We start from the raw sequence: 15,183 nt of genomic DNA, 5'->3' as shown, positions 1-15,183 counted from the left end.
TAAATCAGCAATAAAAAGAATAAGACAGCATAGTCACGCAGACTATACTGTCTTTTCCGTTATCCCACTCGGTTTGCGTAAAACTTCGCTAACGACATTACGCTTTTGCGTGCAGGGGATTCTTTTTTCATCTTCCTAAAATACAATTATGAATTTGCCGACGCGCTGTCTTTTAATTTACAGCACTTTTTGTACTTTTTGCCGCTGCCGCACGGACACGGATCATTGTCGCCGACTTTCGTTTTCCGAACCGGCTGGCGTTTTACGCCTTTATCCTGCTCGCCGTGAGATGCAGTTGTCGGATTTGCAACCTGCTCACGTTTTACCGGCTCCTGCTGGCGAACCCGGATTGTCAGCAAAATACGAACGGTATCTTCACGAATGGAGGCGATCATGTTGTCAAACATATCAAAACCTTCGTTGCGGTATTCGATGACCGGGTCTTTCTGACCGTACGAACGAAGTCCCATACCGCGTTTTAATTCGTCCATTGCATCGATATGCTCAATCCACTTGCTGTCGACCGTACGAAGCAGAACCACACGCTCGAGCTCACGCATCATCTGCTCACCGAATTCTTTTTCACGTGCTTCATACAGTTTCATTGCGCGCTCTACGAGTATCGAAGCAATGTCTTCTTTCTCCATATCTGCACGTTCCTGCACGCTGTACTGCAAATCGTCCGGCCCGGTCAGATATCCTAGATAGTGATCGCGCAGTCCGGCAAGATTCCAGTCGTCGTGCACATCGCCGTCTGCCAAATACATATCAACGTCACTGTGTACCGCTTCCTTGATCATGCCCTCGATGACTTCTTTCAAGTTATCATTATTGAGCACTTTCTGGCGCTGACCATAGATAATGCCGCGCTGTGTATTCATGACGTCGTCGTACTGAAGCACGCGTTTACGAATCGAGAAGTTGCGGTCCTCGACCTTGCGCTGTGCCGACTCGATCGAACGAGTGAGCAATCCGGTTTCGATCGGCTGATCTTCTTCCACATTCAAACGATCCATCAAAGCCTGAATCCGTTCGCCGCCGAACAGACGCATCAGATCGTCCTCAAGCGAGATAAAGAACCGGCTGGCACCCGGGTCACCCTGACGGCCTGCACGACCACGCAGCTGATTGTCAATTCGACGGGATTCATGACGCTCGGTACCGATGATGAACAAGCCGCCTGCTTCGCGGACTTCCTCTGCTTCCGGTTCGATCTGTTTTGCAAATTCATCCTCAAGTGCATGATACTCTTCCCGCAGACGCAAAATTTCTTCATCGTCTGTCTCGCTGTAGCTTGTTGCCTGCGAAATCTGCTCCTCGGTATATCCTTTTTTGCGCATCTGTGCGACTGCCAAAAACTCTGCGTTGCCGCCGAGCAGAATATCCGTACCACGGCCTGCCATGTTCGTTGCAATCGTAACAGCACCTTTTTTGCCTGCCTGTGCGACGATCTCTGCCTCACGTGCGTGCTGTTTTGCGTTCAATACATTATGTTTGATGCCGCGGCGCTTGAGCATTGCGGATAACAGTTCTGATTTGTCGATCGAAACCGTACCGACCAGAACCGGCTGTCCTTTTTCATGGCATTCAATAACCTGATCGATTACAGCATTGAATTTTGCTTTTTCTGTCTGGTATACAACGTCATCATAATCCTTGCGGATCATCGGTTTATTCGTCGGAACAGCGATGATATCGAGGTTATAAATCTCGTTAAACTCCGGCTCCTCCGTCATTGCCGTACCGGTCATGCCGGAGAGCTTGTCATACAGACGGAAGTAGTTCTGGAATGTAATCGTTGCAAGAGTACGCGACTCTCTTGCGACCTGTACGCCCTCTTTTGCCTCGATTGCCTGATGCAGTCCCTCGCTGTAGCGGCGGCCGATCATCAAACGGCCGGTGAACTCGTCAACGATGATGATCTCACCGTCTTTTACGACGTAGTCGACGTCGCGTTTCATGATGCCGTATGCACGAATTGCCTGATTAATGTGATGCTGGAGTGCCAGGTTCTCCGGATCAGCAAGGTTTTCCACATGGAAAAATGCCTCTGCCTTTTTGACACCTTCCGGTGTGAGCGATACAGTGCGTGCTTTTTCATCCACGATATAATCTGCATCGACATCGTCGTTTAACTGCTTGGTATCCTCCTCGACCACTTTATGCACACGCAGACCTCTTGCAAAACGGTCTGCAAAGGTATAAAGCTCGGTCGATTTTTCGCCCGGACCCGAAATAATGAGCGGTGTACGCGCCTCATCGATCAAGATGGAGTCCACCTCGTCGACGATTGCATAGTTGAATCCGCGCTGTACCATTCGTTCTTTATAAGTCACCATGTTGTCACGCAGATAGTCGAAGCCGATCTCGTTGTTTGTACCATAGGTGATGTCTGCCGCATATGCAGCACGTTTTTCCTCTGTGGTCATGTCGTGAACAATCAGTCCAACGCTCAAACCAAGGAATTTATAGATTTTACCCATCCATTCAGACTGGTATTGTGCCAGATATTCGTTAACAGTGACGATGTGGACACCTTTTCCTGCAAGTGCATTCAAGTACGCCGGCATGGTTGCCACGATCGTTTTGCCTTCACCGGTTTTCATCTCCGCGATACGGCCCTGATGCAGCACGATACCGCCGATCACTTGCACCGGATACGGTTTTTTGCCGATTGTACGCCATGCAGCCTCACGGCACACAGCAAACGCGTCCGGCAGAATATCGTCGAGTGTTTCGCCGTCTGCCAAACGCTCTTTGAGCACTGCGGTCTGCGACTGAAGTTCTTTTGTGCTCATCGCCGCATACGTTTCTTCCAAATCCAAAACTTTTTGCTTAATCGGTTCGATGCGAGCAAGTTCTTTTTTGCTGTAGGAACCGAAGATTTTCTCTAAAAATGACATATCTTCACCTCATAGCGGTTTACGCAATTCTTATTCATTATATCTTTTCACAAGAAAAGATGCAAGGTATTTTTTGTTAATATTCAGTTTTAACGAAAATAAACGCGTTTTTTTCTTTCCAAAACAGAAAAAAAACGATCTTCTGCCAAAAAACAATGATTCCTTTGCACCTGTCTCTTGCTTTTATGGTCAAAATTGATTATAATATAACTGTGTATTTGCGCCGAATTTTTTATTCAAACAAAATACGGCGCGCATCCAGCTTTTTCGGATGTGAAAAATGCAATTTTGACCACATGGTTCAAATGAAAGGAGCAGCAATATGAACTATTCTCATGAAGTTGAGAGAATGTGTACTCTCACAAAAGGTCCCAAACACGGTCCTGCCCCGATCCCGGAGGAAGGCCGCTGGGTAAAAGCTTACGAAATCACCGATATTTCCGGTCTGTCCCACGGTGTGGGTTGGTGTGCACCGCAGCAGGGCACCTGCAAACTGACCTTGAACGTTAAAAACGGCATCATCGAAGAGGCTCTCGTTGAGACACTCGGATGTTCCGGCATGACCCACTCGGCTGCTATGGCTGGCGAGATTCTCCCGGGCAAAACCATCCTCGAAGCACTCAACACCGACCTCGTCTGCGACGCAATCAACGTTGCAATGAGAGAGATCTTCCTCCAGCTCGTTTACGGCAGAACCCAGACTGCTTTCTCTGAAGACGGTCTGCCGATCGGCGCTGGTCTTGAGGACTTGGGCAAAGGTCTGCGTTCGCAGGTTGGCACCATCTTCTCGACTCAGAAAAAAGGCGTTCGCTACATGGAAATGGCTGAGGGCTATATCCTGAAAGTTGCTATCGACGCAAACGGCGAAGCAATCGGTTATCAGTTTGTAAGACTCGGCAAAATGCTCGAAGACATCCGTCACGGCGTTGACCCGAAAACTGCTTTTGAGAAAAACATCGGTACTTACGGCCGCTTCAGCGAAGCTGATGGCGCAGTGAAGTTCATCGATCCGCGCGAAGAATAAGACAAAGAGACGTAAGTCAAGGAGGTTTTATCACATGGCACAATTTGAAGGTAAAGAGAGAAGAATGCCGAAAATCGAGAAATGCCTCGCTGAGTATGGCTTTGCTACTCTCGAAGAAGCAAGAGACTTCTGCCTGGAAAAAGGCATCAATGTAGAAGAAATCGTCAAAGGTGTTCAGCCGATCGCATTTGAAAATGCAGTTTGGGCATACACACTGGGCACCGCTGTTGCTCTGAAAAAAGGCGCAAACAAAGCTGCTGACGCTGCTGAGGCAATCGGCATCGGCCTGCAGGCATTCTGTGTTCCGGGCTCCGTTGCTGAACAGCGCAACGTTGGCCAGGGCCACGGTAACTTAGGCGCAATGCTGCTGCGCGAAGAGACCGACTGCTTCTGTTTCCTCGCAGGCCACGAGTCGTTCGCTGCTGCTGAGGGCGCAATCGGTATCGCAAGAACTGCAAACAAAGCACGTAAAACCCCGCTCCGTGTCATCCTGAACGGCTTGGGCAAAGACGCAGCTTACATCATTTCGAGAATCAATGGCTTCACCTATGTTGAGACAAGCTTTGATTTCAGCACCGGCGAGCTGAGCGTTGTCCGCGAAGTTGCTTTCTCTAACGGCGAAAAAGCTGCTGTTAAATGCTACGGCGCAAACGACGTTCTCGAAGGCGTTGCAATCATGAAAAAAGAAAACGTGGACGTTTCCATCACCGGTAACTCCACCAACCCGACCCGCTTCCAGCACCTGGTTGCAGGCACCTACAAAAAATGGGCAATGGAAAACGGCAAAAAATACTTCTCTGTTGCATCGGGCGGCGGCACAGGCCGTACACTCCACCCGGACAACGTGGCAGCAGGCCCGGCTTCTTACGGCTTGACCGACTCCATGGGTCGTATGCACGGTGACGCACAGTTCGCAGGTTCGTCCTCTGTTCCGGCTCACGTTGAGATGATGGGCCTCATGGGCATGGGCAACAACCCGATGGTTGGTGCAACCGTTGCTTGCGCAGTTGCTGTCGAAGAAGCACTGAAATAAGTTGGTTTTTTGAAATCAATGAATAATAAAAAAGACGCCGCAATATTGCGGCGTCTTTTTTATTATTCATATTGTGTTTGACGGACACCTGTCGGCGAAAAAACCGTCAGCGATTTATTCATCTTTTTCGCGTAAAGTATCGTGTTTTTCGTGCCGCCCGGCTTTCCATCGTACACCGCAATCATCCGATCAGCATGATCGACGATATACTGATTCCGATGGTACATCGCACGGCTTGTTTTGGCGATTTGAACATAGGTAATTCGCTGTGCCGCCTCTAAAATACGATGATACCGCAGCTGATCCTCCTGCCGCCAATTCTGTGCCTGCTCTACATAAGGTACGGCGATTTCCAGATAAATGTCCGGATACGCAGCTAAAAACGACAAAATAATCTCTGCTGCAAACGTATCCACACCCTGAGCACCGCCACAGATAAAATGACGTGTGCCCTGCAAAAGCATCCGGTCGATTTCTTCCCGCAGTGCATGTTTTAACGCAATGCAATCCGGATGTGTTTCCTCGCGTTTATAGGGAAGTTTTGAAAAACGATAGCCGGTAAACCCACAAACGTCCATAATCCGCACCCTTTTGTCGTCTCAGAATTTCTTTTTCCAAAAGATAAATCCAACCACACCGACAATGGTAATGGATAGAATAAGCGAAAACCATGTGTACGGCATAAACCAGCTTAAATCGCCGGTATTCATGCCATAAAAGCTGAAAATCATATTCGGAATTTCCAAAAGGATCGTCACGATCGTCAGCGTTTTCATCACCTGATTCAGGTTATTGGAAATGATCGAAGAAAACGCATCCATCGTTTCTTTCAAGATACGCGAATATGTACTCGACATATCGACCGCCTGCTTAAACTCAATCAGCACATCTTCCAAAAGATCCTGGTCTTCCTCATACAGCTTGATGACACGGCCGCGGAAGATCTTTTCGAGCGTAATTTCGTTCGCCTTGAGCGAAGCCGAAAAGTAAATGAGCGATTTTTGCAGACCCATCATCTGGACGAGTTGTTTATTCTGCATGGAGTGATGCAGTTCCGTTTCCATCTGCGCTGTCATTTTATTGATGTGTTTGAGTCGAATCAAAAAGCTCTGTGCCACACGCAGAAGCAGCGTCAGCAAAAACCGTGTTTTCATTGCTGTCTGCAAATTCCGGATAAAACCGTTTGCAATATCTGTAACGGCAGATGTTTCGTTTAGACAAACTGTGACAACATAATCAGGCGTCACGATGATACCAACCGGCATTGTCGTATAGACAAGCGTGTTTTCGCCTTCTGTCACAGCAATCGGTGTATCAATGATAATCAGTGTCTGCTCATCTTCCACTTCAACACGCGATGATTCCTCTTCGTCGAGCGCGGCGCTGACAAAACTCGGGTCTAAATGAAGTTCTTCTGTCAAAAATCGGATTTCTTCAGCAGTCGGACTGACGACGTTCACCCAACATCCCGCTGAAACCGTATCCACGCGCTTTAAACTATTTTCAATCGTTTTGTAAAAGCAAAGCATGATGACACCCCTTTCATCACACACAAAACCGGCAGCCTTCACATTCTGTTGGGAAGACTGCCGGTTTCACGCGCAGTTTTCTATCACGAATTAACGTTTAAAAATTTTGAACAGCTCACCGAATTCGTCCATATCGTTCGACTCTGTGGGCACATTTGTGCTCTCCAAAATATTCGCCGCCATTGTGCTTGCATCCGGCTCCGGTTTGTCAAATCCGGTTGCAATGACAGTGATCTGCATTTCATCCTCAAAGGTATCGTTGAACGCAACACCCCAGAAAATGCGTGCATCCGGATCGGCTGCATCCGAGATCATCGAGGTTGCAAACGATGCATCGTCCAAATCAATATCCGGCGATGCGGTGATGTTGATGACCAAACCGCGTGCACCGTCGATCGATGTTTCCAACAGCGGGCTCGAAATTGCAGCAAGTGCTGCCTGTTCTGCTTTATCTTTGCCCGATGCACGGCCGACACCCATGTGTGCCAAACCTGCATCACGCATAACCTCGCACAAATCTGCGAAGTCCAGGTTGATTGCACCGGAAGTCTGGATCAGTTCTGCAATACTCTGCACACCCTGCATCAGCACTTCGTCGGCTGCTTTAAATGCATTGATCAGTGTCAGTTTCTGCTCCGAAATGAGTTTTAAGCGCTCGTTCGGAATGACGACCAGCGAGTCCACATGACGGCGGAGCTCTTCAATGCCCTGCTCTGCACATTCACTGCGGCGTTTTCCCTCAAATGCAAACGGTTTCGTGACGACACCGACGGTAAGGATGTCCATTTCACGTGCGATCTCTGCAATGACCGGTGCTGCACCTGTGCCGGTGCCGCCGCCCATGCCGGCAGTGATGAAAACCATCTGCGAGCCTTTCAGAATGGATGCAATCTCCTCACGGCTCTCCTCAGCAGCCATTGTACCCTGCTCCGGACGTCCGCCGGCGCCGCGGCCTTTGGTGAGCTTCGAACCGATCTGAATTTTATATGCTGCTTTGGAATTGCGCAGCACCTGCTGATCAGTGTTGACTGCCACAAAGTCAACGCTCTGCATACCGGACATAATCATCCGATCCACAGCGTTTCCGCCGCCGCCGCCAACGCCAATGACTTTAATATTTACAATTGTATCATTCTCTGTATTATCCACAGTAAACTGCATGTCTTGTTTCCTCCCATAATATGAATCCGCCGAATATGAAGCCGACAGCACGCATATCATTCATATTGTTACTTACCTTTTATTTTAAACGGAATTGCACGGTACGTCAATATCTTTTCGCAATTTCGCATGATCTATTTATGTCGTTTCACCGCTTGATTCCTCGCTTTCAGAGGAATTTTCTGAATCAGGTATACTGCTTTCCACCGTGCTCTGTTCGGGCTCCTCTGTTTGAGAAGATTCCCCCGGATACGAAAGTGCACCGACCGGACGCATATAATAGGTACCATTCATCAATGTATCATCAATTATGACAATTTCCTCCGGCTCAAGCTGTTCCTCAAGCAGTTTCTTCACACAGCTTATCTCATATGCAAGTCCCTGTGTGCTGCCGAATTTCAGCTCCGCCTGATTGTTCCAGTACAATCGAATTGTGGTAATATCCGAAACATCAATGTGCGTCACACCCGTCAGCTCCGATTCTTTCATTGCAGCAATCACATCGAACAGTACGGAAATTTTATTTTCATTTGTCGCTTCCACAATATCGCCTGCACGCACATCCGATAAATCACATCCATAAACCAGCGGTACCTGTGAAGCACTTGGTGCCGTATCGGATACGGCAGAAATACGTCCGCCCGATGACATCGAATAATACTGGTTTTGATATACGCAAACCATATCAATTTGCGACGGTGTCATTTTGATCGTAATGCCTGAAGGCAGTTTCCTTGAAATATCGACGGCATCATAATTCAAAAACGCTGAAAGAATCTTCTGTTCGGCAGCCTGCGTATTGATCCGCCACAGATTATCCCCCATCGAGATGCCGCTCGCGTTCAAAATCGCCTGTTTTTCCGAATCTTCGCAGCCTGTAATCTGAACGGTTTCCAGCTTAAAAAATACAGTCGTGGAAAGCACAAACAGAATGCTCACAAGCAAAATACCGAAAAAGATGTAATAAAGCAGAAAGCTTCTCTTTTTGCGATGACGCTTTCTCCGCTTGCCAGGCGGCGGATTGTTTGTACGTTTAACGCGTGTCTGCGCTTGATTTTCCGGTGCAGACGGTTTTGTTTTCCGCACTGTTTTTTTGTTCTGCTTCGTCTGCTCGCGCTTTTGAACAGTTTTTTTCTGCAAATCAGCTTGTTCGCGCTTCTGTGCAGCCGTCTGGCGTTTTGATGAGGCAGTTTTTTGCTGTTTCTTTGCCGGCTTCTTCGTCTTTTTTGGCGATCCTTTTTTAGTAGGTGTTCGTTTATTTTCCGGTGTTTTCTGCTGAGCAGCAGGCGTTGCCGGTATTGGAATATCAAACGAGGTTGTCCGACGTGCAGATGCGCCGCTTTGGCGCATGAACGGAAGCAGCTCAATCCGATCATTTTCTCTGTTTTGACTCGGCTGATTTTCTTTTTTCGCCGGATTTTCGGTTCTTCTCTCGATTCTCATGCCCGCGGCACCTCCTTATCCAATGTGATTGTTTCCCGATCAATTTGCGCGCCCAGCGTCCGAAACGCATGCTCAATCGATTCATACCCGCGGTCAATGTGCAGCACATCGGAAATTCTTGTTTTCCCTTCTGCCGCCAGCCCTGCGACGACAAGCGCCGCACCCCCGCGCAGATCGGTTGCACGCACATTTGCACCGTACAGCTTTTTGACGCCGCGCACCACGGCAACTTTTCCTTCGATTTTGATATCGGCACCCATTCTGCAAAGCTCGCCTGCGTGCTTATACCGGTTTTCAAAGATGGTTTCCACGAATACGCTTGTTCCGCTTGCAACCGTTAAAAACGCCATGACAGGCGCTTGCGCATCCGTCGGAAAACCGGGATACGGCAGTGTACGAATATTTCGCACTGCATGGAGCATGCCCGGACCTTCTATCGTAATCGCGTCATGATACACGCGCATTTTACAGCCCGCCTGCTCAAATACAGGCAGCACGCTTTCCAAATCAGACGGAACCACGCGATGCACCGTAATTTTTCCGCCGGTTGCAGCCGCTGCCGAAAGATATGTTGCGGTTACAATCCGATCGGGCATTACGGTATACTCCGTTGCGTGCAGTGACGCGACACCTTCGATATACACCGTGCTTTTCCCTGCGTCCCGAATCTTTGCACCGCGGGAAATCAAATAATTCGCAAGATCCACGATTTCCGGCTCTTGTGCCGCGTTGTGAATCTCTGTGATTCCCTTTGCAGTAACTGCTGCCAGCATGATATTTTCCGTTGCGCCGACGCTTGGGAATGCCAGCATAATTTTTGCACCATGCAGTCCGTTTTCCACCCGACAATCCAATATTCCATGTGTTTCGTCGACCAAAACACCAAGCTGCTGAAGCGCTGAAATATGTAAATCGATCGGACGCGGCCCCAATTCACAGCCGCCGGGAAACGAAAGCCGCACATGTGCACGGCGCGACACCATTGCACCTAAAAACACGATGGATGACCGCATTTCGTGCATCAATTCTTCGGGAATTTCACTTTGCGTCATGGTGTCGCTGTTGATGGTGACGCTGTTTGACTCTCGATGAACCGTACATCCAAGTACTCTTAAAATTTCAATCGCCGCATCGACGTCTGTCAAACGCGGACAGTTGTGCAGCACCGTTTCGCCGCCGGAGAGCAAACTGCCGGCCAAAATCGGCAATGCACTGTTCTTTGCGCCGTGCACATCGATTTCACCGAATAGCCGGCGCGGCCCATCAATCACGATCCGCTCCATTCTGTTCACCCTTTCCCCTGTTGCTCTACAATGTCATTGTATGCAATCGGGGAAAAATGGGTGTCAAGCGCGTTTTTTCGCCTTATATACCGAAATCATTTCACGGCAGATGCGCTCTGCGGTATCTGTAATGGCAAGTGCGCCTGCATTCTGTGCGATTTCATTAAGCCGCACACGATCGGTATACAGCTCTTCCACGATGGACAGCACTTTTTCTTTCGAATAGTCTTTTTCCTCAAGCAAAATGGCTGCATTCTGTTTTGCAAGCACATTTGCATTGTGGAACTGATGATTTGCTGTGACGTTTGGCGAAGGCACCAGAATCGATGCCTTTGCTGTCGCTTCAATCTCACTGATCGTAATAGCGCCGGCACGGCAAATCACAAGATCGGCCGCCGCCATGCAAGTATCCATATTATCGATATACTCAGACACGCGGATACTCTTGTTGTCTTTCAAATTGATGCCGCGCTCCTTGATCCATGCAGGGAATTTTTCTTTTCCCAATCGGCCATACCCGTGAATATGGCTGACAAGGCCTGCACGATAGTTCCATTCCATCAGATCAACGGCAATTTTATTGATCGTATCGGCGCCAAGACTTCCGCCGAACGACAGAATGCACATCCGGTCGTCAAGTCCAAGCTCACGGCGTGCCTCGGCTTTTGATTTTTTGAGCACACTTTCGCGAACCGGATTGCCCACCACCATATAGTTAGCGTGCGGATCGAGATGCGTTTTCGCTTCTCCCACTGCTAAAAATACGCGGTCGACCTGCTTTGCAAGCAGGCGGTTTGTCACACCCGGAAAGGCGTTTTGCTCATGGATACCGCATGCAATACCGGCTTTTGCAGCCGCTAATACAACCGGTCCGCTCACATATCCGCCGGTGCCGATGACGATATCCGGCTTAAAATCGCGAATAATCTCTTTTGCACGTTTTTTGGATGTAACCGCCTCAACGGCTGCCTGCGCATTGTGCGCAATCGCAGAAGGTGAAAAACTCCGCCAAAAGCCCTTCACTTTAATCGGTGCAAACGGAATTTTTGCTTCTTTCACAAGACGCGCTTCCATGCCGGTCGGTGTACCGGCATACAAAAGCTCGGTGTTTGGATCGATTGACAAAAAACATTGGGCAATCGCAATCGCCGGATTGATATGTCCGCCGGTTCCGCCGCCTGTAATTAACACGCGCATACTCATTCTCCTTTTTATGTGCTATGGCTTTTCGATTTTCGCAAATCGCGAAATACTCAGCAAAATTCCCATTTCACCAAGCTGCATCATGATCGCCGTACCGCCATAGCTGAAAAACGGAAGACTGATGCCTGTATTCGGAACAAAATTTGTAACAACTGCGATATTGAAAAATGCCTGCAGACAAATCTGCACGATAATTCCCACACCCAGCATAAAGCCGAATTTATCGGTTGCTTTGGAGGCGATGGAAAATCCGCGCACAGCCAACAGCACAAACAATGTGATGACCAGCAGTGCACCGATCAAGCCAAGCTCTTCGCAGATGACAGCGAAGATAAAGTCGTTGTAAGCCTCGGGAAGCCACAGATATTTTTGACGGGAAGCACCGATGCCGCGGCCGAACAGTCCGCCTGAACCGATTGCCACAAGCGACTGCACCGTCTGCCACGTTTTATCGTTAACGTCGGCAAAAGGATTGAGCCAGAATTGCAGACGATCGGCGATATAGTTGACGCCTTTTAACATGACAACGCCTGCCACACCCAGTCCGGCAACACCGCCGATCACCAGAAAATACCGAAGCTTTGTACCGCCGATATACATCATGATGCATCCGATGCCGAAAATGAGGATCGTTCCGGAAAGATGCGGTTCAAGCATCATCAGTCCGGCAATCGTAATCAGACAAATCATATATGGTGCAACACCATATTTGAATGTACCCATCTTCTTTTGATAATGAGAAATCAAATGGGCAAACAGCACAATCACGCCGAATTTCATGATCTCAGACGGCTGAAAGTTGATTGGGCCGATATAAATCCAGCGCCGTGCATTGTTTAGCTCCTTGCCGATTCCTGGAATCAGCACCAGAATCAAGAGCAAAAATGCAACGCCGAAAATGATAAACGCAAACCGCTGATAAACATGGTAGTCAATATATGAAATAAAAATCATTGCCGCAATACCGGCCAGTACAAACAAGATATGCTGACTGATAAAGTGCAGGCTGTTTCCCGTCTTTTCAAGTGCCGCCGGATAGCTTGCCGAGAACACCATGATAATGCCATACGCGAGCAAAACGAGAACGATAATCAAAAACGCCGTATCCATTCGCGGAATTTTCTTTTTGGCGCCATGAACGCCGCGCTTTGTCTTTGATTTTGGTGCTGCGTCTTTTGTATTCGCTGCCGTCATGCGCATTCCCCCTGTCTGCTTTTGTTTCTATCCTGCCTTGAAATGAGGCACTTTATACGAATGCAAAAAATCCGATCACGCACATGACAAACGTCACTGCGGAGAAAAGAAGCACAATTTTATTTTCGCTGAATCCGCTCATTTCAAAGTGATGATGAATCGGGCTCATTTTAAAAATGCGCTTGCCTGTTGTTTTAAAGCTGATGACCTGCAAAATAACCGACAGTGACTCACAGCAATACACGAATCCGGCAAAGAACAAGATGAATTCCATATTCATGCCGAAGCCCAGTGCCACGACCATACCGCCCAAAAACAGCGAGCCGGTATCCCCCATGAACACCTTTGCAGGATGTGCGTTGAACACCAAAAATCCAACACAGCCGGCTGCCAATGCAGTGGAGAGAATACTCATTCCCGCCTGGCCGGTAAATGCTGACACAATCATGAAGAAAATTGCTGCCACAAATGTGACGCTGCTGCACAAGCCGTCAATGCCGTCGGTCAGGTTAACCGAATTGACAATACCGATAATCAAAATACCCAAAACCGGATAATAGAACAGTCCTAAGTCCCATTGACCCAAGAACGGAACGTTGATGATAGTGGAGCGGTCTCCTGCCGCATACAGTGCTGCAAGATACAGCGCTGTCACAAGTACCTGACCGACAATTTTCTGCCACGCGGTCAAGCCGAGATTCCGTTTCTTTACAACTTTAATATAGTCATCAAGAAATCCAACCAAACCGAACAGCAGCGCCATTACCAGACCGCCAAACAGCTGCATCAGTTCGAGTGTTCCTTTGAATGCGTAATTGTCTGCGAGCAGAAGAAAATATCCCGCAATCACTGCAACTGCAATACCCGCAATAAACATGATGCCGCCCATTGTCGGCGTTCCCTGTTTACTTTTATGCCACGAAGGGCCTTCTTCCAAAATGCTTTGACCGAATTTCAGCCGCCGCAGTACCGGAATCAAAAGAATGCCGCACAGCACCGTAATGCCGAACGCTACAACTGCTGTTAAAATGATTGAAAAACTCATTTTTTCCACTCCTCACTCACACGGCTGATGACTTCTTCCAAATGCATGCCGCGGCTTGCTTTATAAATGACAACATCGCCCGGTACAAGCGTTTTTGCTAAAAACGCTGCCGCCTTTTGATTGTCTTCAAAATAATATGCCTGCTTCATTCCAACCATAGCCGCACCGCGTTTCATATTGCGCGCATGCTCACCGATGCACACAAATCCATCAATACGCGAACGTCCGACTTCTTTTCCGATTTCAAGATGCGCTTCCTCGGAGCAAGCACCGAGCTCAAGCATATCGCCGAACACACACCAGCGTTTGCCTTCACACTCTGTGTGCAGCAGCACATCCATTGCCGCATGCATAGATGCCGGACTCGCGTTGTAACAATCGGTAATCACGGTTACACCGTTTTCAACGGAAATGTTTTGGCGCATTGCCGCATTCTGATACCGGCGGATGCCGCGGACAATATCTTCAGGCTTCATATTCGCAACCAATCCGACACAGAAACCTGCAAGCGCGTTATACACATTGTGTCTGCCGACTGCCGGAACCATCGCTTCAATGCTTTGGCCGTAGTATCGAATGGTAAACTGTGTCGTTCCGTTAATGATGCGGATATTGGAAGCAGTCACCTCTGCCTGCTGATCTTCAATACCGTAATACATGATCGGCTGCTGTGTCATTTGGTTTACGGTTTTCAAAAGCGGATCATCCATATTTAAAATAAGCGGTGCATCCGGTGCCATGGAATCGGTGATTTCCATTTTCGCTTTTAAAATATTTTCCTGACTGCCGAGTGTTTCCATATGGGAAACGCCGATGTTTGTGATAACACCCACATTCGGACAGCACACATGCGTCAGCGCGCTGATCTCACCGAAATTGCTCATTCCCATCTCAAACACGCCGTTTTTATGCGTATGGGAAAGGCGGAATACGGTGAGCGGCATACCGATTTCATTATTTAAATTGCCTTCTGTTTTGAGCGTTTCCCCATCTTCACTCAAAATGGCATAAATCATTTCTTTGGTCGATGTTTTTCCGACACTGCCCGTCACACCCACGGTGAACACGCTGAACAAACCACGATAATACCGTGCAAGATCGAGCAGTGCTTTGCGTGTATCCGGCACCAAAATCACGCCCGTGTGACCGGAAATCTCCCGACTGGTGATTACGCCGACCGCACCGCTTTCATACGCCTGCTCAATGAAATCGTGTCCGTCAAAATTTTCACCACGAATCGCAACAAACAAACACCCGGGTTTGATCGCCCTGGTATCGATACAAATTTCGTTGATCTTTGCATCTGAATCGCAGTGTGATCCCACTGCACCTGCGATTTGCGATAGTGTCATTGTTTCCATGATT

The 15,183-nt window shown here is 48.4% G+C and carries 12 protein-coding genes; 2 read left to right on the top strand and 10 right to left on the bottom strand.

What is annotated here, in order from left to right:
• Positions 1 to 146: 146 nt before the first annotated feature.
• Positions 147 to 2,903, bottom strand: coding sequence for a preprotein translocase subunit SecA (gene secA, locus H6A12_RS09515; RefSeq protein ID WP_204447298.1), 2,757 nt, complete (start codon positions 2,901 to 2,903; stop codon positions 147 to 149).
• 322 nt (positions 2,904 to 3,225) lie between these two features.
• Between secA and H6A12_RS09510 the strand changes: the two genes are divergently transcribed.
• Together H6A12_RS09510 and H6A12_RS09505 are read left to right on the top strand one after the other, a co-directional pair.
• Positions 3,226 to 3,927, top strand: a complete 702-nt coding sequence (locus tag H6A12_RS09510; protein ID WP_204447296.1) for an iron-sulfur cluster assembly scaffold protein — start codon at positions 3,226 to 3,228, stop codon at positions 3,925 to 3,927.
• Positions 3,928 to 3,961: 34 nt separating this feature from the next.
• Positions 3,962 to 4,960 (top strand): GGGtGRT protein, encoded by a 999-nt coding sequence (locus H6A12_RS09505; RefSeq protein WP_204447294.1) that lies wholly within the window; start codon positions 3,962 to 3,964, stop codon positions 4,958 to 4,960.
• A gap of 62 nt (positions 4,961 to 5,022) precedes the next feature.
• Here H6A12_RS09505 and H6A12_RS09500 read toward each other — a convergent pair whose 3' ends face one another.
• From H6A12_RS09500 to H6A12_RS09460, 9 genes are all read right to left on the bottom strand, one after another.
• Entirely contained in the window at positions 5,023 to 5,538 is a 516-nt protein-coding gene (locus H6A12_RS09500) for an SLOG family protein (RefSeq protein WP_204447291.1), read from the bottom strand.
• A 21-nt stretch (positions 5,539 to 5,559) separates the two neighbouring features.
• On the bottom strand, positions 5,560 to 6,489 hold the full coding sequence (locus tag H6A12_RS09495; protein WP_204447289.1) for a magnesium transporter CorA family protein: 930 nt from the start codon (positions 6,487 to 6,489) through the stop codon (positions 5,560 to 5,562).
• 90 nt (positions 6,490 to 6,579) lie between these two features.
• Positions 6,580 to 7,650 (bottom strand): cell division protein FtsZ, encoded by a 1,071-nt coding sequence (gene ftsZ, locus H6A12_RS09490; protein WP_204447287.1) that lies wholly within the window; start codon positions 7,648 to 7,650, stop codon positions 6,580 to 6,582.
• Positions 7,651 to 7,788: 138 nt separating this feature from the next.
• Positions 7,789 to 9,093: a cell division protein FtsQ/DivIB gene (locus tag H6A12_RS09485; RefSeq protein ID WP_204447285.1), complete on the bottom strand. Its 1,305-nt coding sequence runs from the start codon at positions 9,091 to 9,093 to the stop codon at positions 7,789 to 7,791.
• Positions 9,090 to 10,376 carry a UDP-N-acetylglucosamine 1-carboxyvinyltransferase gene (murA, locus tag H6A12_RS09480; RefSeq protein ID WP_204447283.1) on the bottom strand — a complete coding sequence of 429 codons (1,287 nt, stop codon included), beginning with the start codon at positions 10,374 to 10,376 and terminating at the stop codon, positions 9,090 to 9,092. Before murA ends, H6A12_RS09485 begins: the two co-directional genes overlap by 4 nt.
• A gap of 63 nt (positions 10,377 to 10,439) precedes the next feature.
• A complete protein-coding gene (gene murG, locus H6A12_RS09475) occupies positions 10,440 to 11,573 on the bottom strand; it encodes an undecaprenyldiphospho-muramoylpentapeptide beta-N-acetylglucosaminyltransferase (RefSeq protein ID WP_204447282.1) in 1,134 nt (377 codons plus the stop codon).
• A gap of 21 nt (positions 11,574 to 11,594) precedes the next feature.
• The gene (gene ftsW / locus H6A12_RS09470; protein WP_204447281.1) at positions 11,595 to 12,773 is read right to left on the bottom strand and encodes a putative lipid II flippase FtsW; all 1,179 of its coding nucleotides are present in this window, start codon (positions 12,771 to 12,773) and stop codon (positions 11,595 to 11,597) included.
• 52 nt (positions 12,774 to 12,825) lie between these two features.
• Complete coding sequence (gene mraY / locus H6A12_RS09465) at positions 12,826 to 13,818, bottom strand: phospho-N-acetylmuramoyl-pentapeptide-transferase (protein ID WP_204447276.1); 993 nt, start codon at positions 13,816 to 13,818, stop codon at positions 12,826 to 12,828.
• Positions 13,815 to 15,179, bottom strand: coding sequence for a UDP-N-acetylmuramoyl-tripeptide--D-alanyl-D-alanine ligase (locus tag H6A12_RS09460; protein WP_204447273.1), 1,365 nt, complete (start codon positions 15,177 to 15,179; stop codon positions 13,815 to 13,817). The genes mraY and H6A12_RS09460 overlap by 4 nt, the downstream gene beginning before the upstream one ends.
• Positions 15,180 to 15,183: the final 4 nt, after the last annotated feature.

Source organism: Merdimmobilis hominis (assembly GCF_016901855.1).
GTDB lineage: Bacteria > Bacillota > Clostridia > Oscillospirales > Ruminococcaceae > Paludihabitans.
This window is presented reverse-complemented; position numbering and strand designations above follow the sequence as displayed.

Excerpts from the sequence above, each read along its gene's own strand:
- murG (WP_204447282.1), bottom strand. The coding sequence starts at position 11,573 with ATGCGCGTGTTAATTACAGGCGGCGGAACCGGCGGACATATCAATCCG.
- H6A12_RS09485 (WP_204447285.1), bottom strand. The coding sequence starts at position 9,093 with ATGAGAATCGAGAGAAGAACCGAAAATCCGGCGAAAAAAGAAAATCAG.
- H6A12_RS09495 (WP_204447289.1), bottom strand. The coding sequence starts at position 6,489 with ATGCTTTGCTTTTACAAAACGATTGAAAATAGTTTAAAGCGCGTGGAT.
- H6A12_RS09500 (WP_204447291.1), bottom strand. The coding sequence starts at position 5,538 with ATGGACGTTTGTGGGTTTACCGGCTATCGTTTTTCAAAACTTCCCTAT.
- ftsW (WP_204447281.1), bottom strand. The coding sequence starts at position 12,773 with ATGACGGCAGCGAATACAAAAGACGCAGCACCAAAATCAAAGACAAAG.
- H6A12_RS09460 (WP_204447273.1), bottom strand. The coding sequence starts at position 15,179 with ATGGAAACAATGACACTATCGCAAATCGCAGGTGCAGTGGGATCACAC.
- ftsZ (WP_204447287.1), bottom strand. The coding sequence starts at position 7,650 with ATGCAGTTTACTGTGGATAATACAGAGAATGATACAATTGTAAATATT.
- murA (WP_204447283.1), bottom strand. The coding sequence starts at position 10,376 with ATGGAGCGGATCGTGATTGATGGGCCGCGCCGGCTATTCGGTGAAATC.
- mraY (WP_204447276.1), bottom strand. The coding sequence starts at position 13,818 with ATGAGTTTTTCAATCATTTTAACAGCAGTTGTAGCGTTCGGCATTACG.
- H6A12_RS09510 (WP_204447296.1), top strand. The coding sequence starts at position 3,226 with ATGAACTATTCTCATGAAGTTGAGAGAATGTGTACTCTCACAAAAGGT.
- secA (WP_204447298.1), bottom strand. The coding sequence starts at position 2,903 with ATGTCATTTTTAGAGAAAATCTTCGGTTCCTACAGCAAAAAAGAACTT.
- H6A12_RS09505 (WP_204447294.1), top strand. The coding sequence starts at position 3,962 with ATGGCACAATTTGAAGGTAAAGAGAGAAGAATGCCGAAAATCGAGAAA.